Origin of the sequence: Chryseobacterium aurantiacum (genome assembly GCF_003020585.1) — a bacterium.
GTDB classification, from domain to species: domain Bacteria; phylum Bacteroidota; class Bacteroidia; order Flavobacteriales; family Weeksellaceae; genus Chryseobacterium; species Chryseobacterium aurantiacum.
Genome location: NZ_PXUE01000004.1, coordinates 59,044 through 81,460, shown reverse-complemented (window position 1 = coordinate 81,460; position 22,417 = coordinate 59,044). Strand labels below are relative to the sequence as shown.

Here is a 22,417-nt window from a genome sequence, read left to right as displayed (position 1 = left end):
CGGAGAAATGTCTCCAAGATGTTTATTTTGCCTTTTTCGAGTAAGATTCTTCATCAATCCATCGGTCTCTGGTATTGACATCGATGAGATAGAGAATATTGTCCTGCTTGGTCAGCAATAAGGTTTTAGTAACAGGCATAGGGATTTTTTTACCCTCAAGTACATCTGCTCTTAAGGAAACGATATTCTTTTTTCTGACAATATCACCAGTAAAAACATTGGAGCTGCTTTCGCCGGTAGCTTTATCATCGAAAACCTCCACATAGGTAGCGTTGTTTCCTTTGATAACAATAAAATCTCTTTCTGTATGGTCTGTTTCATCTTTTATGAAGACAAACTTTTTATTGTCGATATTTACACTTTCAAGATTTTGATTGATGCCTCTTCTTGCTTCAAGTTTGTCTAGAATTGCGTTCAGTGATCCATATTGTGCCTTTAAGCCTAATGTTCCAAAGAATAAAATTCCGATTAAAATTTTTTTCATATGTTGTGTTTTATAAAAAAGTTTTGCCAGAATTCTGAATTCTGACAAAACTAATATTCTTAATGTAAAATTAAAGATTACCTCTTCTCTCTTGTTCTCTTTCCAGAGCTTCGAATAAAGCCTTGAAGTTTCCGGCACCAAAACTTTGCGCGCCATGTCTTTCAATGATTTCGAAGAATAGAGTAGGACGGTCTTCTACAGGCTTGGTAAAGATCTGTAATAGATATCCTTCTTCATCATGATCAATAAGTATACCTAAGTCCTGAAGTTTTTTAAGATCTTCATCAATATGACCTACTCTTTGAGGAACCATATCGTAGTATGCTTCTGGTGGAGCAGAAAGGAACTCTACGCCACGTTTTTTCAACTCAGTTACGGTATGGATGATATCTTTAGTGGCAACCGCAATGTGTTGTACCCCTTCCCCTTCGTAGAAATCAAGGTATTCTTCTACCTGAGATTTCTTTTTACCTTCTGCAGGCTCGTTGATAGGGAATTTTGCAAATCCGTTTCCGTTTGACATTACTTTAGACATCAATGCAGAATATTCTGTGTTGATCTGTTTGTCATCAAAAGAAAGGATATTTACAAATCCCATTACTTTTTCGTACCATTCTACAGTAGGGATCATTCTGTTCCAGTCTACGTTTCCTACACAGTGGTCTACATACAGTAAGCCTGCTTCTTCAGGTTGGTAGTTGCTTTCCCATTTTTCATACCCGGGCATGAATGCACCGTTATAATTTTTTCTTTCAATAAACATGTGAACGGTTTCTCCGTAAGTATAAATTCCGGACATTCTTACTTCACCCTGCTCATCAGTTAAAGTTACAGGCTCTAAATAGGGCTTTCCGCCTCTTTTAGTTGTTTCTTCAAATGCTGCGTAAGCGTCATCTACCCAAAGTGCCAAAATTTTTACTCCGTCACCATGTTTTTTTACGTGTTCACTGATAGGAGATTCAGATTTAAGTCCTGTTGTTAGTACCAACCTGATTTTTCCTTGTTGAAGCACATAAGATGCACGGTCTCTTACTCCTGTTTCAGGACCAGCATAAGCTACAGACTGAAAACCGAAAGCGGTTTTATAATAATGAGCAGCCTGTTTTGCATTTCCTACATAAAACTCAATGTAATCTGTACCGTTAATCGGTAAGAAATTCTCTGCTTGAGCAATTTTCTCGGCAAATGTAAGTGTTGACATATTTTCTCTTTTACTTTTATTTTATTGGTATGCAAAATACAAAAAACTTGGACATTGCGAAAGTATTACGCCTGATTCATTGAATATATTTAACATAAAGTTCAAGAAGAGTTTACTTAAGTATATTTAAGTTTCTTTAGTTTAAAACCAAGCCCTTACATTTGTATTACAAAAAACAAGTGAGAAAAAAATATTTCGAACATGAAAGCCGCAGAGATAATCTGCGGCTTTCTTATTTTTAGGTGGTTTCTATTTTTCTGTTGAGTCTTCCGGCATCCGGATTGTAATTATCCCAAATCTTCCAGATATTGTCTATCTTTCTGATAAAATAAATCTGTGTACTGAGTTGATTTACAAAGTGTTCTTCTCCTGTTTCTCCAACTTTAAATAAAAGATTCCAGAACTCCTGAGATTCCAGAATTTTTTTGTCCGGTTCATCCGTAACGATGTTGAGGTCAAATACTTCATAATTGGAACGGTTGTTTTTGGTTACCAAATGAAAATCTTTGTCACACAGTTCTTTACTGAACTGAGAAACTCTTTCCAGAAATGGAGAGTCATCAAATACTAAATCTTTGAAAAGTTCAGTATTATGACTGGGAAACTGTTTACAGAACTCGAAAGCAGTACCGCAATAATCATACACCATCTGCATTATAAATGAATGATCATCTACTTCTTGTTGATGTTGATTTATGCCCCTTACAGAAAGGACATAGTCATTAAGATCCTTGTACCCTAAAAAAATACAGATTTTGTCCAGTGTTTTTAAAAATCTCAGGTCACTGTGGGTCTTGTCCTGATAGTCATTTTCAAAAAATCGTTGCAAGGTAACATGCGAAATTGTATTTCCAATTTCGAATTTTTTACCTCCTTTAAGTTCTTCTGAATCAGATAGTTCATCTTTAATAATTTCGGAAAGAATAATATAATGGCTTCTCTTCCATTCATTCACATTCCCCAAAACAGAATTCCTTACTTTAGAATGCTTTGCAACTTCTTCTCGTATCGAATTATATATAGTCTTCAAATTCCTTGTTTTAGAAAGAGTTTTATCAAAAATACTGCCAAAATGTTAAGGTTTTTTTTAGAATTATTTGATTGAATTAAATATATGCTTTTTAATTTTAAATAAAAAAATATATTTAAAATATTAACAGTTGATTATCAGTGCTTAAATCTTTCAAAGGCTGCTCTTTCCAGCATTTCTCTGTCATCAGGGTGCGCAATACTGATAAGTTCCTGTGCTCTTTGACGTAGGTTTTTTCCATACAGATAGGCAGTTCCATACTCTGTAACTACATAATGAATATGTCCTCTTGTGGTTACAACGCCTGCTCCCTGCTTCAGAAACGGAACAATTCTTGAGATTCCCTTTTTCGTTCTTGCCGTTATGGCAATGATTGGTTTTCCGTCTTCACTCAGTGCTGCACCACGCATGAAGTCCATTTGGCCTCCAATACCACTGTACTGTAGAGTTCCGATAGAGTCTGCACATACCTGTCCTGTAAGATCAATTTCAATGGCTGAGTTAATGGCTACCAATTTTTTGTTCTTCATAATGTTGATCGGGAAGTTAACTTCACTTACATCTCTGAATGCAAAAACGGTATTGTCATCTACATAATCATAGAGCTTTCTGGTTCCAAAACAGAAACTGGTAATGGTTTTATTATCGTTATAGCCTTTATATTTATTGTTGATGACATCATTCTGGATAAGATCAATTACTCCGTCACTCAGCATTTCGGTGTGAATTCCCAGGTCTTTGTGATTGCTTAAACATTTTAAGACAGCATCAGGAATGGTTCCGATACCCATCTGCAGGGTAGATTTATCCTCAATAAGATCTGCTACATTTTTTCCTACAAGCATTTCTTCGGGACCTACTTTTGAGCTGTAATCTACGGTTGGAAGTTCTTCTTCATGCCAAACCAGTTTATGAATTCTGTTGATGTGGATCATTCCGTCTCCGTGGGTTCTCGGCATTCTTGGATTAACAAGGGCAACAATCGTTTTTGCTGTATCAACGGCTGCTCTTGCGATATCCACAGAGGTTCCCAAGGTACAAAATCCGTGTCTGTCCGGTGGGGAAACTGTTACCAGTGCAACATCCAGAGGGAGGATGTTTTTTCTGAATAAAATTGGAATTTCACTTAGAAATACTGGTACAAAATCTCCTCTGTCTGAGTTTGCAGCATCACGTACCGGAGTGGAAACAAACAGAGAGTTGATAAAGAATTTGTCTTTGTATTCGGGTTTTGCAATTTCAACCTTTCCTTGTTGGGTAATGGATACCATTTCTACATTTTCCAGTCGGTGAGACTGTCTTGCTACTTCATCAATGAGGAAATTGGGAGTACATGCACTACCGTGAAAAAATACACGGTTACCGCTTTTGATCGTATATATTGCTTCTTCAGCGCTAATGTAATTTTGCATATTTTATTTTTTAATAATACTTATAACAGGGGTTAATATTATCTCTTTTTGCCTCATAAAATACCTAATCTTCTATCAAAGATAATCTTTATAATGTTTACTTATTCCAAATATTTCACAGATATCAGAAGACTTTTGTCATATTGGCTGAATCGCTAAATGTCTCAAAAAAGAAAGGACCCAATGCATTGCATTGGGTCCTTTTCATAGGTGTAATGATATTTTTTAATTTGAAACTTCAATGGCTGTTGCCTGTTTCATACTTCCTGTTTCTGAGAATCGTAAATGCCAACTGAAGGCTTCTTCCAGTAAATGGGGCGTGTGACCACCTCTTTCACATGCTCTGTCAAAATAAGACTGCAATTCTTCCCTGTAATCAGGATGCACACAGTTGTCAATAATCTTTTGTGCTCTTTCTCTAGGGGCGAGTCCTCTTAAGTCTGCCAATCCTACATCAGTAACCAGGATATCTACATCATGCTCCGTGTGGTCGGTATGAGAAACCATTGGCAGAACGTGTGAGATATTATTTCCTTTTGATGCGGCCTGTGTTACGAAAATACTTAAATAGGCATTTCGGGCAAAGTCTCCGGAACCTCCAATTCCATTCATTATTTTTGTTCCTCCGATATGCGTAGAGTTTACATTTCCATAAATATCAAACTCAATAGCGGTATTTATAGCGATAACTCCTAATCTTCTGATAAGTCCGGGAGTGTTGGAGATATTCTGAGGTCTTAGAACAAATTTGTCTTTATATTTTGGAAGGTTTCCTAAAACTCTTTCATAGCATTCTTTAGAAACGGTAATGGAGGATGCTGAAGCAAAACTCAATTTACCAGAATCAATCAAGTCAAATGTGCTGTCCTGAAGTACTTCGGAAAACATCGTCAGATCATAAAAATTACTATCCTTGAAGCCCGTAAGAACAGCATTGGCAACCTTACCGATACCTGCCTGTAGAGGAAGTAAACGATCTGTAAGGCGTCCTAAAAGAACTTCATTCTCGAAGAAACCAAGTAAGTGCTGGGCAATGGCTGTAGTTTTTTCATCCGGTTCTGCAATATCTGCGGGGCTGTCTTTAAGATTGGTGAAAACAATGGCCTCAATTTTATTGGGATCAACAGGGATACTTTTTCTGCCGATTTTGTTCCATGGGGCTACAATGGGAATTACATTTCTGTAAGGATAATCTTCTGCCTGGTAAATATCATGAATTCCGTAGACCTCTTCAGGAACTTCTGTATTGATCTCAATAATGACTTTTTTAGCCAAAGCTGCAAATGTTACAGAGTTTCCTACAGAAGTGGTAGGAACAATGCTTCCATCTCTTTCAATATAGGCCGCTTCAATAATGGCCACATCAATACTTTGAAGATTCTTGGTGTGAAGAAGCTCAGCACTTTCACTTAAATGCTGATCAATGAAGAGAATTTCACCTTTATTGATTTTGTTTCTTAAGATTGGGTCAACTTGAAACGGCATCCTTTTCTTCAATACATTAGCTTCTGCTAATTTTCCGTCGGTACCATGTCCTAGTGATGCGCCGGTCATTAAAGTGACCTTAAGGTCTTCAGTTTTTCCTCTTTCGGCCAGTGCCGGCAATATTGCCTTGCTGTCACCTGCCTTTGTAAAGCCGCTAGATCCTATGATCATACCGTCCTTAATCATTTTTACAGCATTTTCAGCTGTTGTTACCTTTTGGTGTAGACTTTCTAATCTGATTCTTTCTAACATGTAATATTGATTTTTATTTAACCACCATTACTTAGGGTTTGTTATGAAAATAATGATGATTATAGATGTTAACCATGCCTTACAAATTTACGAAAAAGACACTTTAAATAAAGGATTTAAAGTGTCTTTTTTATGTATTCAGTAATAGTTTTATATCAAACTGCGTAAGCCCATTAGTATTAAATAACTCTATCCTGTTTTTTAACTACAGAAGTTTTTATTTTAAACACTTTAGTAACTTTAGAAAATGCCGAATATAAGTACACGTTAGAAGAAAATCTTTGGTTTTCAAAAAACTTAAGTGCTCTTTTTTGAGAAGCATTATTTACTTTATGAAACTTAAGTGTTTACATCTTTTGTGACTTTTGTGGTTGAAATTAATCAATTAAGAATATTTCGTTATAAGGATATCTTATTCTAACCATGAAGTTTTATAAGACGGATCTTCTACTTTTAAGGCTTCTTCCGTAATTTTTAAAGGACGGAAAGGATCCACCATTACAGCATATTCTTCAGTGAATTTTTTACCAATACTTCTTTCCATGGCACCAGGATGAGGTCCATGTACAATTCCACCTGGGTGAAGAGTGAAGTCCATAAGGTCAATGTGATTACGGCTCATGAAGTCTCCCTCTGTATAGAATAATACTTCATCAGAATCAATGTTAGAGTGATTGTAAGGAGCAGGAACAGCCAATGGATGATAGTCATACATTCTTGCACAGAATGAGCAAACTACAAAATTGTGTCCCTCAAAATTCTGGTGAACTGGTGGTGGTTGGTGAATTCTTCCGGTAATAGGTTCAAAGTTTTTGATATTGAATTTATAAGGATAAAAATATCCGTCCCAACCCACAACATCAAATGGATGGGTTGCATAGATGAAATCTGTGATCTGGTTCTCTTTTTTTACTTTAATTAAAAATTCTCCCTTTTCATCTATTGGTTCTTTAAAAATAGGAGCAATAATGTCCCTTTCGCAGAATGGAGAATGTTCCAGAAGCTGCCCGAATTCATTTCTGTATCTTTTCGGAGTATAGATAGGAGAGTGGCTTTCCAGCACAAAGAACACTGTATCATCAGAGCTAAGTTCTACCTGATAAATTGTACCTCTTGGAATAATGAGATAATCACCGGCTACAAATCCAAGGTCTCCTATAAACGTTTTTAAAATTCCGGTTCCCTGATGAACATATAAAAGCTCATCACATTCCGCATTTTTGTAGAAATAATCCATTGATTTTCTTGGCTTTGCCAATCCCATTTTCAGGTCGTTATTCATCAAAAGGATCTTTCTGCTGTCCATAAAATCATCTTCAGGAGTTACATTCATTCCTTTGAACATTCTTGGAGCAACATTTTTTTCCACCGCAATCTTAGGAGTTACATCTTTCGGTTCTCCGATTGATTTGATCTGTGTAGGGCGGTGAATATGGTATAACAGAGAAGAAATACCGTGAAAGCCCTCTGTTCCGAAAAGCTGTTCATAGTAAAATTTATCCTCTGGAGACTTAAAGATAGTATGCCTTTTTTGTGGGATGTTTCCCGCTAGATGATATCTCATTTTACTTTCATATGTAGTTTCTCAAATTTAATCATTTTTCATGAATTGACTTCATCAAATATTTTCCATAGAGTTTTGTAATTCAAAAATAATTGTTAGATTTGTCTAACAATTTTAATTTCATGAAGCGAATATTATTTTCTATTACTTTTTTATCTTCCTATTGTTTTGCACAGGAGACGGATAGTTTAAGTTTAAATCAACATAAAAACACAGATTCGACGAAAGTTTTCAAGAAAGAGATCAAGACAAGTAACATTGAGGATGTAGTGGTAACCGGTACTATAAAACCCATGAGCAGATCCAAAAGCCCGGTTGCCGTGGAAATTTACAGCCAGAAATTTTTTCAGAAAAATCCTACTCCAAGTATTTTTGAAGCCATTGCCATGGTAAATGGAGTAAAACCACAGCTAAATTGTTCCGTATGCAACACCGGGGATATTCATATCAATGGTTTGGAAGGTCCTTATACCATGATTCTGATTGACGGAATGCCTATCGTAAGTTCTCTTTCCACAGTGTATGGACTAAGCGGAATCCCTAATAGCTTGGTGGATAGAATAGAAGTAGTAAAAGGTCCGGCATCTTCTATCTATGGCTCTGAAGCAATGGGTGGAGTGATTAATATTATCACCAAAAATGCACTGACGGCTCCTAAATTAAGTGTTGATCTGATGACATCGAGCTGGTTTGAAAATAATCTGGATCTTTCCACCAAATTTAATGTGGGGAAGAATGCAGCTTCATTATTAAGTTTAAATTATTTCAGCTTTCAGGAAAGAATAGATCAGAATAAGGATAATTTTACAGATACCACTTTACAAAGCCGAATCTCAGTTTTCAACAAGTGGAATTTTAAAAGAAAGGAAAACAGACAGGCAAGCTTTGCCATGAGATATTTGTATGAAGACCGCTTCGGAGGAGAAATGCAATGGAACAAGTCCTTCCGTGGAAGTGATGAGGTATATGGGGAAAGCATTTATACGAACAGGGCAGAAGTCTTTGGTTTGTATGAATGGCCTATGAAGGAGCATATCGTTACCCAGTTTTCCTACAATTATCATGATCAGAACTCCTTTTACGGATCCAACCCTTTCAATGCTCTTCAGAAAGTAGCTTTTGTACAAACGTATTGGGATAGAAGCTTTGGTAAGCATGATATTACGGCCGGACTTACTTTCAAAAGAACTTTCTATGATGATAATACACCGGGAACTTTAGCTTCCGATGGAATAACCAATGCGCCGATGAAGTCTCCGATATGGGGGGCATTTGTTCAGGATCAATGGGAGATCAATGATAAAAATACCCTGTTATTGGGTTATCGATATGACTATGATAAGGTACATCACTCAGTGCATTCTCCCAGATTAGCATGGAAATTTTCACCCAATCCCTACCATACTTTACGATTCAATTTCGGAACAGGGTTTAGAGTGGTAAATTTATTTACTGAAGATCATGCAGCATTGACGGGTTCCCGTGAAGTGGTGGTAAAATCAGACCTTCAGCCGGAAAGATCAGTCAATGGAAACCTAAATTACATCTGGAAAATACCCGTAGGAAACCGTTTAATAAACCTTGATGCATCTGCTTTTTATACTTATTTTAGTAATAAAATTGTAGGTGATTTTGATTCTGATCCGAATAAAATTATCTACGACAATCTTCAGGGATATGGAATTTCAAGGGGGGCTTCCTTAAATGTTGATTTCAGCTTTTCTTTTCCATTAAGTGTCAATTTAGGAGTAACTTATCTTGATGTATATCAAAAATTTGATAATGAAAATCAAAAAACACAGCAACTCCACGCTCCGAAATGGAGTGGTACCTATAACCTTACCTATAAATTTCCGAGTAATCTGACTATAGATTTCACCGGACAGTTCTACGGTCCGATGAGGCTTCCGGTTTTACCCAATGATTACCGTCCGGAGTATTCACCATTTTATTCTCTGGCGAATATTCAGGTTTCAAAAAGTTTCAAATCCGGATTTGAAGTGTATTGTGGGGTGAAAAATTTATTCAATTTTACTCCTAAAGATCCTCTGATGAGGCCGTTTGACCCATTTGATAAACATGTTGATGATCCTATCAACAATCCGAACCATTATACTTTCGATACAGCCTATGGTTATGCACCTATGCAGCGTATCAGAGGGTTCTTGGGGGTAAAATATACTCTGAAATGAAAAAAATAGCTTTATTTTTAATGTTAGTGCCTTGTTTTTATCTGTCTCAGATGAAGACAGGCACTTTTTCTGAGATTGAGATTCAGCAGAAAGAAAATCCTAGACCGATGGTTATTCATCTTTATACGGACTGGTGTGCAGTTTGTAAGATTGAGTCTTACCGTTTAAGTAAAGATAAAGAGCTGGTTAATATGATCAACGATCATTTTTATTTTGTCAATTTCGAGGCGGAGAAAACGAGGGAGAAAATTTATTTCCAGAATCAGGAGTTTGAATATCAACAGAATGGGAATTCCGGAATTCATGAGTTGGCGCTGGCTTTGTCTAAGAATAAAAATCAGCCTGTTTATCCTTTGTGGGTATTTCTAGATAAGCATCAGAATCTGGTGTATTATCAGGAAGGACAGATGACCCCTGAAAAAATGAAGCAGAAGTTGTTGGAAATTTCGGCTTTTTAAGTTCTTATTTTTTGGAAAACGCAAAGGCGCAAGATTGTTTATTTTGGAGCTATTTTTAAGTCGCAAGATTTTATCGAAGATAAAATTGAATACTGTTTATACTAATTATACTAATGTAATAATTTAAAAACAGCTCAATCCTTGCTGAAAATCTTCGATTTTCTTGCGCCTTAAAAGCAGTGTATTATTTTAAATTCTTTGCGCTTTCGTTTTTAAATGTTTTTTCAAACTGATAAACTCTCTTGCAGATTATGCAGATTTTTTATCCACAAATAATCTTAAGCACCTGCATCGATCAAAACAGCAAGTTGAATACAAGGTTTATCAGAGCGGTTGCTCCATGCATGGTTGGTACCTCTTTGAATGACAATATCTCCAGGTCTAAGAATGGTCTCTCCCTCTTCCATAATCAGATGAAGTTCTCCGGAAAGGATAATAATGTAATCCAGTGTTGGAGTCTGATGCATCATAGGATGAGGTTCTCCTTTTTTTAACTCAACCCCTAAATCTTTATCCGGCGGAATGACTACATATCTGAAATAAGTGCCGTTTTTGGGTGTTTGTGGAAACCCTGTATTGGGAATTGTAGTTTCAAAATCCAGGCTTGCGGGTGTCTTTTGAGTATTCCAGATGTCTGAAATAATCAAGCCCGGAAGATGTTCTATTGCATTTTTAACCTGCTGATCTTCTACAATGATGGATTTTCCATTTTTAATTCCTGTTACAATGCGTCTTGGTATTTTATTCATGGGTTGATGGGTGTTTCATGATAAGTTTATGACCTTGGGTCTGGTTGTTTTTAAGTATAGAATGTGCCTGAAGAACAGTTTTAAGGGAAAGATTTCCTATTACTTTGTGTTGTGGTGGCAGAATGGTTCCGCTTTCGATCATGCTTTTAATTTCGATCAAACTGTTTTGGTAATACTCATACTTTTTGATCATGCTGTAGCTATAATTAGAGATATTCATAATAAGACATCCTTTATTGAACAGCATTTCATGGGCATCTTTTGTTACTAATGCCGTCACATCTACATAGGTTCCGTTAATTTTTAAAACTTCAGCCGTGATTTCGGCCATATAATTTCCTACAAGGTCAATTCCAATATCAAAAGGAAGATTATTATTGGCTTTTAAAATATTTTCGACAAGATTTTCCTGTTTATAATTAATAATCTGATTGTCTTTTACTCCTAAATTGAGGAGCATCTGCCTGTTTTCTTCGCTACCCACAGTTACAATGAAATTTTGAATAGAATGGGCGAGTAAAATTTTGATTAAAAAAGATCCAACTCCTCCGGCTGCTCCGGTCACCAGAATAGTTTGCTCCGATTGTAATTGTAAGCGCTTAAAAATTTGCAGGGAAGTAAGCCCAGCGGATGGTATGGCCGCCGCCTGCTCAAAAGAGATGTTTTTGGGTTTTAGGGAAACAATGGCTTCCGGAACTGAAATGTATTCTGCATAAGTACCATTGCTTCCCATGGAACCGCTTCCGCAAAATACTTCATCTCCAATATTGAATTGAGTGACATTTGCCCCTTTTTCTATAATAACTCCGGATAGCTCTCTGCCTAATATGGGTGACTTGATTAATCTTCGTTCCAATTCATTTTCCAACATTTGATAATCGATAGGATTGAAACCACTTGCCTTGATTTGAATTAAGACTTCATTGTTTTTAGGCTTTGGTTGATCTGTAATCCCATCTTCAAGCTGAAATTTTTCATTTAAAATAATTGCTTTCATACTGTTAATTTGATATACAAATGTAAAACGGGAATAGTTTATATTTGCTACTAGTTAACAATTGGTAACTAGTTACCTTCATGAAACTATTATGGCGAAAATTATTGAAAACGGAACCGAAAGAGAAGCAACCTGTACAGAAGAGTTATTTGCAATGAGAGATAGTTTGGATGTTTTGGGCGGTAAATGGAAACTGATGATTCTAAGATATTTAACCAACAGAACTGACCAGCAAATTCATTTTAAAAAGCTGGAACGTGGTATTGATGGAATTTCTGCTAAAATGCTGAGTAAAGAATTAAAGGAACTTGAAACCAATCTCCTGATCACTAGAACGATTCAGGATACGAAACCCATAACAGTAACGTATGCAGTGACAGAGTATGGGAAATCTGTCTTTCCGGTGACAGAAACGCTGGTTAATTGGGGTATACTTCATAGAGAAAAGATCAAAGAATCGATGAATTCTTCTGAATCATAGGGGTATCAATAAAAAATCCTCAGACCCATGTAGAGTTGAGGATTTTAAGTAATACCAAATTGTATTGTTATATTAATTTTTATCTAGCCATAATTTGACCAGCTCAGAGTGGTTTTCTACCCATTCTTTGGCAGTGGCCTCTTTATTTTTACTCTGTTCCATTTTCATTAAAAGATCAGACATCGTTTCATCATCAAAATGGACTTTGGAAAAGAACTTGGCTAAATCAGGATGATCTTTACCAAAGTTTTTTCTGGCATATGTTTTAATCTGTTCCGCTTCACCAAAGATGTTTTTGGGATCGTCAAGAAACTTAAGCTTCATTTTACCAAACATCCAGTGGGGCTGCCATCCTGTTACCACAATCCATTGTTTGCGTTGTATGGCATTCTGTAACTCGGTGATCATGGCAATGGTAGAGGAGTTGATCTGTTTATAATCCAGTTTATAATCAATAATGGCTTTATCTGTTCCTGTTGTTAATCCAGCTCCTTTCTCAATTCCGATGATTCTATGATCAAATTGCTCCTGATGTTGATTGAGTTCTTCAATGGAATGAACGGGAACATATTCCGGAACGACCAACCCTATGCGGCCGTTGTTGTAATTGGTTCCAAGGTGAACTAATCCCGGGAATTTAGCGAGTTTTTTAGCGTGGGTGTAAGGAAGCCAGGCTCCCATGAAAAGATCCGTATCTTCATTATTCATTGAAGCCAGGATCATATCCGTAGAGGCTTTTTGAATAATGGCATGATATCCCTGCTGGTCCAAAATGGCTTTAGCAACGTGGGTCATCGCCACATCTTCCGCCCAGCCATCTACCATTCCTATGGTAATATATTTAGATTTTTTTATATTTTCACACGAATTTAAGGTAGCAAATACCACCATTAAAATGGGAAAAAATAGATATTTTAAATGCTTCATCTTATTGTTTTTTCTTTACAAATCCTTGGGTAATCCGGTCAAGGATAATGGCTAAAATCACAACGGATAAACCACTTTCAAATCCTAATCCAATATCCAGATTATTAATTCCTTCCAATACTTTTTCACCTAAACCGCCTGCAGCAATCATTCCTGCAATAACAACCATGGATAGGGATAATAGTATGGTTTGATTGATCCCTGTTAAAATCGTTTTCATGGCTAAAGGAAGTTCTACTTTAAACAGAATTTGACGGTTGGTAGCTCCAAAGGCTCTGGCTGCTTCTACGATGTCTTTCGGAACGGCTTCAATTCCCAATGTCGTTAATCGTACTGCAGGTGGCATTGCAAAAATGATCGTTGCAAAAGCTCCGGGTACCTTACCGATACTAAAAAACAGTACAGCTGGAATCAGATAGACAAATGCAGGCATTGTCTGCATTAAATCGAGTAAAGGACGGATGATCTTTGCCGCTATTTTACTTTTGGCAGCCCAAATTCCCAATGGGATAGAAATAATAAGGGCCGTAATGGTTGCTACAAAAATAAGGGCCAAGGTTTCCATTGTTTCTTTCCATAATCCCATTAAAAATATTAAACTCAGCCCGGCTGCAGTAACGACAGCAATGCCTTTTCCGGCTTTCCATAATGCCAGCAGCGTAAAAAAGAGAATGATAACATAAAAAGGAGTGTTTACCAAAACCCATTCAATTCCCATAATAGAAGAGTTTCCCAAATGTTTTATGACATCAAATACAGGTTTTCCATTTTCTGTGAGCCAATTGATTGCAGTTTCTACATATTGACCTATATCTATAGTTTTATTCATTTTATTGATTGTTTGCGATTTCTTTTAATTCAATGATCTCTTCTTCGTTAAACTTAGTAGCTTCTATGATGAGAGATAACTGGGTGATAAGACCTAAAAATTTATTGTTTTCGTCTACCACGGCGATAGCCGATTTATTTCCTGAAATTAATGGTAACATTTCTTCTACGGTAACTTCCGGATAGACTGAAGGAACGTTACTGTTGATAATTGATTCTACTGTAGGTTCTTTCTTTTTTGCAATTCGAACGACATCATTAAGCGTTACAAACCCCAGAAATTTATTTTGAAAATCCACAACAGGTAAGTTTTCCAAGCCTGTTGCTCTCATTTTTCTTAAAGCTCCTTCAGGACCATCTTTTCTGAAACGGACCACCGTAGCTTTGTCGAACATCAATGATCTGGCGGTGATGATTGTTTTACGATCCACTTTCTCTACAAATGCCTTTACATAGTCGCTTGCAGGATTGGTTAAGATGTCTTCGGCTGTTCCTATTTGCTCTATCACACCATCTTTCATGATAACGATACGGTCTCCAATTTTAATGGCCTCGTCCAGGTCATGGGTAATGAAGACAATGGTTTTTTGCAGTGTATTTTGTAGGTCTAGCATCTGATCCTGCATTTCAGATTTTATCAAAGGATCTAGTGCGGAGAAAGCTTCATCCATCAGCAGCACTTCAGGATCGTTGGCCAAAGCCCTTGCTAATCCTACCCTCTGCTGCATACCTCCTGAAAGTTGGGAAGGATACTGGTTCTCAAAACCATTCAATCCAACAATATCCAGGGCTTTCTGTGCTTTTTCATCACGGGAAGCCTTGCTTTCTCCTCTGATTTCCAATCCAAAACCTGCATTGTCGAGAATGGTATGATGGGGCAGCAATCCAAATTTCTGAAACACCATACTCATTTCCGTTCTTCTTACTTCCAGAAGTTCTTTATTGTTTTTACTGGTAATATCATCGTCATTGATATATACTTTTCCTGAAGTAGGCTCATTCAGTCTGTTTAGACAGCGCAGTAAAGTGGATTTTCCACTTCCTGACAATCCCATGATGACAAAGAATTCACCTTCATAGATTTCAAAGCTTGCTTTATTGATTCCTATGGTGCAACCTGTTTTTTCAAGAATTTCCTTTTTGGAAAAACCTTTGTCTAAAAGTTCCTGTGCTTTCTCTTTGTTTTTACCAAAAATAATAGTCAGATCTTCAACTTTAAGTTTTACTTTTCTACTGTTTTCATTTTTTTCCATATTCAGATTTTTTAATTAATGGTATAAAAAATTGTACACCAATTTATTATACCCCATTTTACATTGTTGTTCTGGTGATGACGATAGCAAAAAATAATCTACTAAGCTTCTTATCACAATAGAAGCTTTTCACAAAAAAATAAGACCACAAAGCACCTAAGGCTTTATGTTTATTTTAAATATTTCAATAGATTATACTCTAGAAAAAGAGTGTATCATGTAAAAAGAACTTAATCTTTTACATAGATTCTACAATTAAATTACTGATGAGGTAATTACAGATATGTGTACTGAACAACTTGAATTGCTGCATTTCATCTTAATGCAGATCCCATAAAAAAACTGTGTATCAATCTTTTATGACGATGCAAATTTACGAATTTTATATTAAATGGATTTTTTGAGACGTAAGAAGCTGGTTTTAAGTCTGATGATGGAGGGAAATATTCATGGCAATTTTTCTCTCATTATAAAAGATAAGAGAGTATTGATCATGTAAATATTTTTTAAAATATTACCAATGAAATTACTTCAGCAAAACGGCAATAATGGCTAGGATGGCAGGCAAAGCCTGAACGAAAAATATTTTCCTGGTTGCAGAAATAGCGCCATAAATTCCAGCCACAGCCACACATCCTAGAAAGAATAAGGCTATATTATCCTGCCATTGTGGATCTTTAATTAAAAAAGACCAGATGAGTCCCGCCGCCAGAAAACCATTATACAATCCCTGATTGGCGGCCAGTCCCTTTGTGGGCTTAAACATTTCAGCCGGCAGGGCAGCCTTGAAAACTTCCTTTCCCTTGGTTTCCCAGGCGAACATTTCCATCCAAAGAATATATAGGTGTTCCAGTGCTACAATAGCGATAAGAATTTTGGCTACAATTTCCATGATTCAATATTTTCTCGTTGTAAAACTAAAAAAATAAAGTTAAGTTTGGTTACTAAATTTTACAATGGAAACTTTCAAAGCACATTTAGATAAATTCATTACGGTCAATGACGAGGAATTTGCTTCCATCATTTCTTTTTTTCAGGTTTTAAAAGTGAAGAAGAAAGAAAACCTGATGCTTGAGGGGGATGTTTGTAAGTTTAAATATTTTGTTTTGGAAGGATGTCTGAGAAAGTTTTTTATTAATGAAAAGGGAGTAGAACAAACCACGGAGTTTGCTATAGAAAACTGGTGGATGTCAGATACTTTTGCTTTTGAAAAACAGATGAAATCAGACTTTAATATTCAGTCTGTAGAAAATTCTAAAATTTTAACCATTGATTTTCAGTCTCAGGAACTACTTTTGGAAAAGCATCCCATTATGGAACGTTATTTCAGAATGGTGTACCAAACCGCCTATGCTGCTTCCGAAAAAAGAATCCGTTATATTTATGAGATGACAAAAGAAGAATATTATGTGCATTTCAGTACGTTGTATCCTTGGTTTATCCAAAGAATTCCTCAATATCTGGTGGCCTCTTTCCTTGGTTTTACCCCTGAATATTTAAGTGAAATCAAAGCAAAATTACGTTCTTAAACCAGTTTAAGTTTTTTACGGATTATAAATCGGAAATTTGTCATGTGATTAAAAGCCAATACAATGACAGATACACAGAACCCATTTCCGCAGCTATTTTTAAGACTTGCCCTTTCTATAACGATGCTTTCTGCAGTGGCAGACAGATTCGGATGGTGGAGCAAAGAAAATTCCTCATGGGGAAGCATGGCCAGTTTTGAAGAATATACAAGGCAGTTAACCTTTTTTCTTCCGGAAGCATTGAGTGCTTTTTCAGCATATACAGCCACTTTTCTGGAAATTCTGTTTCCCTTGATGTTGATTGTTGGATTTAAGACTAAGATCGCAGCGTATGGAAGTAGTATTTTATTGCTAATTTTTGCTGTATCCATGACCATTGCATTAGGTTCTAAGGCTCCACTCAATTATTCAGTTTGGGTGGGATGTGCGGGAGCCCTGTTATTGGCTGTTCAGCAGCGATATTCTTTTAGTATAGATCAATTAACCAAAAAATAATAATATAATGAGCGCAAGATTAAATATTGCAACAGTAGATTCAGCAGCTTATAAAGCGATGTTAGGATTAGAAGGGTACTTACAGACAACTTCTTTAACTCATATTCAGAAAGAACTAATCAAAATCAGAGCTTCTCAGATTAATAAATGTGCTTTTTGCCTTGATATGCATACAAAAGATGCCATCAAATATGGTGAAACCCCTCAAAGAATCTTCATTCTGAATGGATGGACAGAAGCAAAAGAGTTCTTTACAGAAGAAGAGCAGGTACTTTTGGCAATGACGGAGGAAATTACATTGATAAGCGATAAAGGATTAACTGAAGAAACTTATCAGAAAGCGAAGTCTTTCTTTGATGATAATCAGATTGCTCAGATTATCATGGCAATTGTAACGATTAACGCTTGGAACAGAATTGCAGTGAGTACTCATCTTCCGATTGAAAAATAACGAAGTCAGGAAGGTGGGTGATGGAGGATGGAAGTTGATGAAGACTGCATCATCTACAGATGTTTACTTTATTTTAAGAAAAGGCCTTTCAAATTTTTTGAAAGGCCTTTTTGATACAAGATGTAAAGTGACAGTGTAACACAGTTCGGGTATTAATTCTAAAAATAAATTCTAAGGTTCATTTTATTTTTTAAACCGGAATTACATTGTCTCTCCGTTTCTCGGATATAAAAGTTGTTTGATTTTTACCCAACCATAAAAGTCACAAAAGGTTTTATTTTAAAACACTTGAGTTCACCTAAGTAAGTTTAAAATGATACCGCAGAAAAGTTCACATAAGATGAAAATCAAAGATTTTCACAAAAATTAGGTGTACTTATTACGCATAAGGCCTAGTTCTGAAAAACTTAAGTGTTTAAAGCTTTTGCGCCATTTGTGTTTAAAATAATGAATATAAAAGTTTAAACAACCTCATACTGCAAGTATTTCTCGGATATAAAAGTTGTTTGAATTTTACCCAATCACAAAAGTCACAAAAGGTTTTATTTTAAAACACTTGATTCACCTAAGTAAGTTTAAAATGATACCGCAGAAAAGTTCACATAAGATGAAAATCAAAGATTTTCACAAAACTTGGGTGTACTTATTACGCATAAGGCCTGGTTCTGAAAAAACTTAAGTGTTTAAAGCTTTTGCGCCTTTTGTGGTTAAAATAATGAATATAAAAGTTTAAGCAACCTCATACTGTAAGTATTTAAATTAATAAATAGCAACAGGATTCACATTCACCTGAGTAGAACCTACATATAAAGGCTGCTCCAGCACGAATAAAAATTCCCAGATTTTTTGCTTTACTAATGGACGACTGTCAATCAGTTCCAGATTATAAATTCCTTTTTTAGCCAGCATAAACTGGTTGATGGGAAACTCTTCTTTACTTTTAGGGTTCGGATATACCTCTGATGCCCAAGTATCACCACCAAAGGCAACAATTCCCTGATCGGCAAGCCATTTTGCGGCATCCATCCCGATTCCAGGTTCAGTCTCCAGAAACTGTTTGTTGTCTTTACCTATCAGTTCAAGCCATCCGGTATTGAAAAGAATAATATCCCCTTTTCGTAGAGTAAGTCCCTGTTTCTTTAAAACGGATTTGATGTCTTCTATGGTAAATTCTGTTCCACCGGGTACAATTGATTTTCCGAAATGAGCAGTCATATCAAGGACGATACCGCGGGTAACAAAAGGAGGTACTTTTTCAATACCCAGTTTTTTTACACCTTCTACCGTTACAAAGTCTGTAGCTTTATTTCCGTTGTAGTAGATATTATCAATACCGATGTGTCCGATACCGTTAAGCTGGGTTCCTACACCTGTCCATCCATTTACCAATTCATCATTGAATGTAAACTTGTTTGGACCTATACTTTTTCCTCCCTGTTCACCAGGCTGAATATTGTACAAATTAAAACTTCTGTGTCTAAAAGCAGGAAGATTTTTATCAATAGGAACGGCAAGAGCTAATGTTTTACCTTGTTTTACCAATCCTAAAGCTTGTTTTACCACTTCAGGAGTTAATAGATTGGCGGCTCCAATTTCATCTTGTGCGCCATAAACTGATGGATACCATGATTTATCTTCTGGATTTACAAGGGCTTGAGCTTTTAGGGTGATGCTGTTTATAGTCAATAGGGTTACTAACCCAAGCATTTTGATTAGGTTCTTTTTCATTTTTTATAATTTATAGATTGAAAAAAGAAAGGAAACAGTAAACTTTTCCTTTTTACAGGAATTGTTTACTGAGTTGAAATATTAGATTTCGCTCAAGGCAGAATTGATGAAGCTTAATTCCTCCTGAGAAAGATCAATAGATAAGGCTTTTGCATTTTCAATGGCTTGCTGTGCATTTCTTGCTCCTGCCAATACCACTGTGATTGCTGGTTGAAGAGTAGTCCATCTCAATACCAATTGTGAAAGACTTGTCCCTTTTTCCTGAGCAATTGGTTCTATTTTTTCCAGAAAAGTTTTTACTTTATTTAAATCAAACTGGGAAAAATAGCCGTTTCTGTGATCATTGTCTTTTAATTTATCCTGTTTAAAATATTTACCGGTTAAAAGACCTCTTTCCATTGGGCTGTACACAATAATTCCTGAATTATTTTCCAATGAATAAGGAACAAGATCATTTTCAATATCACGGTTCAGCATGCTGTAAGAAACCTGGTTGCTTGCCAGTTTCAACGTTCTGCCAGCTTCTTCCATTTGTGAGACACTGTAGTTACTTACCCCTGCAGTACGGATTTTTCCTTGCTGGATTAATAATTCCATTGCCTCCATTGTTTCACTAATGGGAGTTGTATTGTCCGGCCAGTGAAGCTGCAAAAGATCAATATAATCTGTACCTAGTCTTTTTAGGCTTTCTTCAACTTCTTTGATGATGTTTTCCTTAGAAGCGAACTTATAAACCGGAATTGTTTTTCCTTCATCTTCAGCGTCAAAGAAAAATTCTCCCTTTCCTTTATTGCTTCCATCCCATACCAATCCGAATTTGGTTAATAACTGGATTTTCGAACGGTCTTTTCCTTTTATAGCTTCTCCTATCATTTCTTCACTCAACCCGAAACCATAGAATGGGGCCGTGTCAATAGAAGTTACCCCATGATCCAATGAGGCATGAATAGAGTTGATTGAATCCTGTTTTTCATTACCACCCCACATATTACCACCGATTGCAAAGGCTCCGTGTGTGATCACAGATAATTCAAGATCGGTGCTTCCTAATTTTCTATATTCCATTTTATTGTTATAAAATTATTTATTTAATTCTTTTAATATGGCTTCTCCCACGCTCTTTGCGGATTGTGGATTCTGCCCTGTAATCACTCGCTGATCTGTTACAACATGATTTTGCCAAAGTCCTGATTTTTCAAATTGGGCTCCTCTTTCCTTTAGTTTGTTTTCCAATAAGAAAGGCACAACCTCTGTTAATTTTACTTCAGCTTCTTCTTCATTGGTGAAAGCATTGATCTTTTTTCCGTCTACAAGATATTTCCCGTTATTCAGCTTGATATTTACCAAGCCTGCAGGGCCATGACAGACCCCTGCTACAAGGCCGCCGTTTTCATAGATTTTTGATGCAATCTCAGCCAATTCTTTGTTGTCTGCCAAGTCCCACATAGCTCCGTGTCCTCCTGCATAAAAAATTGTTGAGTAATCATTCGGATGAACCTGTGAGGGTTGTAAAGAATGATCAATCTTATTTTTATACTCCTTGTTTTCCCAGAATTCCTTGTTAATAGGATCCTTTAAATCAAATCCGTCTACCGGAGGTGTTCCGCCTTTCGGGCTTACAAAATCAATTTCATAACCAGCTTTGTGAAGAACTTCCCAGGGATGAGAAACTTCGCCTAAATAATATCCCGTATTTTCGCCAGTACTGCCTTTTTTATCATGGCTTGTAACGACAAATAATATTTTCTTTTTCATATGAGTAGATTTTTGGTATTGTGCCTGAATAAATCCAATGGTGAAAAGGGTAAGGAATAAAAGTGCTGTCTTTTTCATGATTAAATAAGGCTAGTGATATAAATCTGAGGTTTCTCCTGAAGTTTTTCATCTACCAATGCCCCGAAAGCCTGAATATAAGACTGCTGGTTATGCTGTGCTAACCCGTCTTCGTTTTTCCAGATTTCATAGAAGACGAAGTGGTTTTTATCTTCAATTCCCTGATGAAGATTGTACAATTCGCAAGCTTCCTCTTTTCTTGTCTCTTTTACCATATTCTGAAGAACTTCCAATACTTCTGACTGGTGCTCTTCTTTGGCTTTTATAACTGCTGTAAGGTGAATTTTCATTATACTAATTCCGGTTTTAATTCTTTTTCAAATACATTTCTCACATGATCTCTGTAAAGCTTCATGTCACGTTCTATATTAGCATTCTTTTCCACATCATGGAAGTGGAAGCTTTCCATTTTTTCTAATGAAACAAAGGCATTCATTCTATGGAAACCAAATAATGGCCCATCATCTACACTGGTTTCATTAAAAAATTCTCCTGGAAGAGTAAATGCTGTTGCCGGTGCATTCCAGCTTGTTGTCAACATATATTTTCTACCACCAAGCATTCCTCCTGTTCCATAATTAATCTCAGGATTGGCAGCATTTCTTCCGTCACTCATGTAGATTCCTTTTGCATGACCTGCAGTAAAAACTTCATCGATGTATTTTTTTAACCCGTTCGGAAGCTGGAACCACCAGATTGGGGTGTGGTAAATAATATAATCTGCCCAGACAAACTTTTGAACCTCCTCATGTTTATCATATTCTTCGCTCACATGGGTTATTTTTACTTCGATATTTTCAAACTCTTTAAGAACTTCTAAAGTGTTTTCCGCAATAGTCTGGTTATATTTTCCTCCGGAATGTCCGAAATTTTGTCCTCCGTTGATGATTAGTACTTTTTTCATTTTTTTATGATTGTTTAAATTTTACTCTGCAAAGTTATGATGGAAGTTTGTATAATTAAAATAATATAAATTATAGTAAAGTATCAGAATAATGATTGATTATAAATGTTGAATATTGAATTCGTTTTTGATGTGAATTTTTTATGTTTTGCTTTTTCATTATT

At 36.2% G+C, this 22,417-nt stretch carries 23 protein-coding genes; 6 read left to right on the top strand and 17 right to left on the bottom strand.

Going from position 1 to position 22,417, the window contains the following annotated elements:
- Window positions 1-22: 22 nt before the first annotated feature.
- The 6 genes from C7D53_RS14705 to C7D53_RS14680 form a co-directional block, all read right to left on the bottom strand.
- On the bottom strand, window positions 23-484 hold the full coding sequence (locus C7D53_RS14705) for a hypothetical protein (RefSeq protein WP_106917431.1): 462 nt from the start codon (window positions 482-484) through the stop codon (window positions 23-25).
- A 70-nt stretch (window positions 485-554) separates the two neighbouring features.
- A complete protein-coding gene (gene hppD / locus C7D53_RS14700) occupies window positions 555-1,685 on the bottom strand; it encodes a 4-hydroxyphenylpyruvate dioxygenase (protein WP_106917202.1) in 1,131 nt (376 codons plus the stop codon).
- Window positions 1,686-1,923: 238 nt separating this feature from the next.
- On the bottom strand, window positions 1,924-2,715 hold the full coding sequence (locus C7D53_RS14695; RefSeq protein WP_106917201.1) for a hypothetical protein: 792 nt from the start codon (window positions 2,713-2,715) through the stop codon (window positions 1,924-1,926).
- A gap of 137 nt (window positions 2,716-2,852) precedes the next feature.
- On the bottom strand, window positions 2,853-4,127 hold the full coding sequence (locus C7D53_RS14690) for an acetyl-CoA hydrolase/transferase family protein (protein WP_106917200.1): 1,275 nt from the start codon (window positions 4,125-4,127) through the stop codon (window positions 2,853-2,855).
- Window positions 4,128-4,352: 225 nt separating this feature from the next.
- Window positions 4,353-5,864 carry a succinate CoA transferase gene (locus tag C7D53_RS14685; RefSeq protein ID WP_106917199.1) on the bottom strand — a complete coding sequence of 504 codons (1,512 nt, stop codon included), beginning with the start codon at window positions 5,862-5,864 and terminating at the stop codon, window positions 4,353-4,355.
- 412 nt (window positions 5,865-6,276) lie between these two features.
- Window positions 6,277-7,428, bottom strand: a complete 1,152-nt coding sequence (locus tag C7D53_RS14680) for a homogentisate 1,2-dioxygenase (protein ID WP_106917198.1) — start codon at window positions 7,426-7,428, stop codon at window positions 6,277-6,279.
- A 122-nt stretch (window positions 7,429-7,550) separates the two neighbouring features.
- Between C7D53_RS14680 and C7D53_RS14675 the strand changes: the two genes are divergently transcribed.
- Both C7D53_RS14675 and C7D53_RS14670 read left to right on the top strand, forming a co-directional pair.
- Entirely contained in the window at window positions 7,551-9,620 is a 2,070-nt protein-coding gene (locus tag C7D53_RS14675; protein ID WP_106917197.1) for a TonB-dependent receptor plug domain-containing protein, read from the top strand.
- On the top strand, window positions 9,617-10,078 hold the full coding sequence (locus tag C7D53_RS14670) for a thioredoxin family protein (RefSeq protein ID WP_106917196.1): 462 nt from the start codon (window positions 9,617-9,619) through the stop codon (window positions 10,076-10,078). The genes C7D53_RS14675 and C7D53_RS14670 overlap by 4 nt, the downstream gene beginning before the upstream one ends.
- A gap of 278 nt (window positions 10,079-10,356) precedes the next feature.
- Here the strand turns inward: C7D53_RS14670 and C7D53_RS14665 are convergent, their stop codons facing one another.
- On the bottom strand, window positions 10,357-10,827 hold the full coding sequence (locus C7D53_RS14665; RefSeq protein WP_106917195.1) for a cupin domain-containing protein: 471 nt from the start codon (window positions 10,825-10,827) through the stop codon (window positions 10,357-10,359).
- Window positions 10,820-11,824: an NADP-dependent oxidoreductase gene (locus C7D53_RS14660; RefSeq protein ID WP_106917194.1), complete on the bottom strand. Its 1,005-nt coding sequence runs from the start codon at window positions 11,822-11,824 to the stop codon at window positions 10,820-10,822. The genes C7D53_RS14665 and C7D53_RS14660 overlap by 8 nt, the downstream gene beginning before the upstream one ends.
- Window positions 11,825-11,915: 91 nt before the next feature.
- Here C7D53_RS14660 and C7D53_RS14655 point away from each other — a divergent pair, with 91 nt between their 5' ends.
- Window positions 11,916-12,305, top strand: coding sequence for a winged helix-turn-helix transcriptional regulator (locus C7D53_RS14655; RefSeq protein WP_106917193.1), 390 nt, complete (start codon window positions 11,916-11,918; stop codon window positions 12,303-12,305).
- A gap of 72 nt (window positions 12,306-12,377) precedes the next feature.
- Here C7D53_RS14655 and C7D53_RS14650 read toward each other — a convergent pair whose 3' ends face one another.
- The 4 genes from C7D53_RS14650 to C7D53_RS14635 form a co-directional block, all read right to left on the bottom strand.
- Window positions 12,378-13,232, bottom strand: a complete 855-nt coding sequence (locus tag C7D53_RS14650; RefSeq protein WP_106917192.1) for a glycine betaine ABC transporter substrate-binding protein — start codon at window positions 13,230-13,232, stop codon at window positions 12,378-12,380.
- 1 nt (window position 13,233) lies between these two features.
- Complete coding sequence (locus C7D53_RS14645) at window positions 13,234-14,061, bottom strand: ABC transporter permease (RefSeq protein ID WP_106917191.1); 828 nt, start codon at window positions 14,059-14,061, stop codon at window positions 13,234-13,236.
- Between the two features lies 1 nt (window position 14,062).
- Window positions 14,063-15,313, bottom strand: coding sequence for a quaternary amine ABC transporter ATP-binding protein (locus C7D53_RS14640; protein ID WP_106917190.1), 1,251 nt, complete (start codon window positions 15,311-15,313; stop codon window positions 14,063-14,065).
- A 526-nt stretch (window positions 15,314-15,839) separates the two neighbouring features.
- Window positions 15,840-16,205 (bottom strand): DUF1304 domain-containing protein, encoded by a 366-nt coding sequence (locus C7D53_RS14635; protein ID WP_106917189.1) that lies wholly within the window; start codon window positions 16,203-16,205, stop codon window positions 15,840-15,842.
- A gap of 64 nt (window positions 16,206-16,269) precedes the next feature.
- Between C7D53_RS14635 and C7D53_RS14630 the strand changes: the two genes are divergently transcribed.
- The 3 genes from C7D53_RS14630 to C7D53_RS14620 all read left to right on the top strand — a co-directional run bounded on the left by C7D53_RS14630 (window position 16,270) and on the right by C7D53_RS14620 (window position 17,788).
- Window positions 16,270-16,842, top strand: coding sequence for a Crp/Fnr family transcriptional regulator (locus C7D53_RS14630; RefSeq protein ID WP_106917188.1), 573 nt, complete (start codon window positions 16,270-16,272; stop codon window positions 16,840-16,842).
- Window positions 16,843-16,905: 63 nt separating this feature from the next.
- Window positions 16,906-17,337, top strand: a complete 432-nt coding sequence (locus C7D53_RS14625; protein WP_162926185.1) for a DoxX family protein — start codon at window positions 16,906-16,908, stop codon at window positions 17,335-17,337.
- 7 nt (window positions 17,338-17,344) lie between these two features.
- Window positions 17,345-17,788, top strand: coding sequence for a carboxymuconolactone decarboxylase family protein (locus C7D53_RS14620; protein WP_106917187.1), 444 nt, complete (start codon window positions 17,345-17,347; stop codon window positions 17,786-17,788).
- Window positions 17,789-18,547: 759 nt separating this feature from the next.
- Here the strand turns inward: C7D53_RS14620 and C7D53_RS14615 are convergent.
- The 5 genes from C7D53_RS14615 to C7D53_RS14595 form a co-directional block, all read right to left on the bottom strand.
- Entirely contained in the window at window positions 18,548-19,516 is a 969-nt protein-coding gene (locus C7D53_RS14615; protein WP_106917186.1) for a cyclase family protein, read from the bottom strand.
- 81 nt (window positions 19,517-19,597) lie between these two features.
- A complete protein-coding gene (locus C7D53_RS14610) occupies window positions 19,598-20,581 on the bottom strand; it encodes an aldo/keto reductase (protein WP_106917185.1) in 984 nt (327 codons plus the stop codon).
- Between the two features lie 15 nt (window positions 20,582-20,596).
- Window positions 20,597-21,349, bottom strand: a complete 753-nt coding sequence (locus tag C7D53_RS14605) for a type 1 glutamine amidotransferase domain-containing protein (RefSeq protein ID WP_228422367.1) — start codon at window positions 21,347-21,349, stop codon at window positions 20,597-20,599.
- Between the two features lie 2 nt (window positions 21,350-21,351).
- Window positions 21,352-21,639 carry a putative quinol monooxygenase gene (locus C7D53_RS14600; protein WP_106917184.1) on the bottom strand — a complete coding sequence of 96 codons (288 nt, stop codon included), beginning with the start codon at window positions 21,637-21,639 and terminating at the stop codon, window positions 21,352-21,354.
- Complete coding sequence (locus C7D53_RS14595) at window positions 21,639-22,253, bottom strand: NAD(P)H-dependent oxidoreductase (RefSeq protein WP_106917183.1); 615 nt, start codon at window positions 22,251-22,253, stop codon at window positions 21,639-21,641. The genes C7D53_RS14600 and C7D53_RS14595 overlap by 1 nt, the downstream gene beginning before the upstream one ends.
- Window positions 22,254-22,417 lie beyond the last annotated feature (164 nt).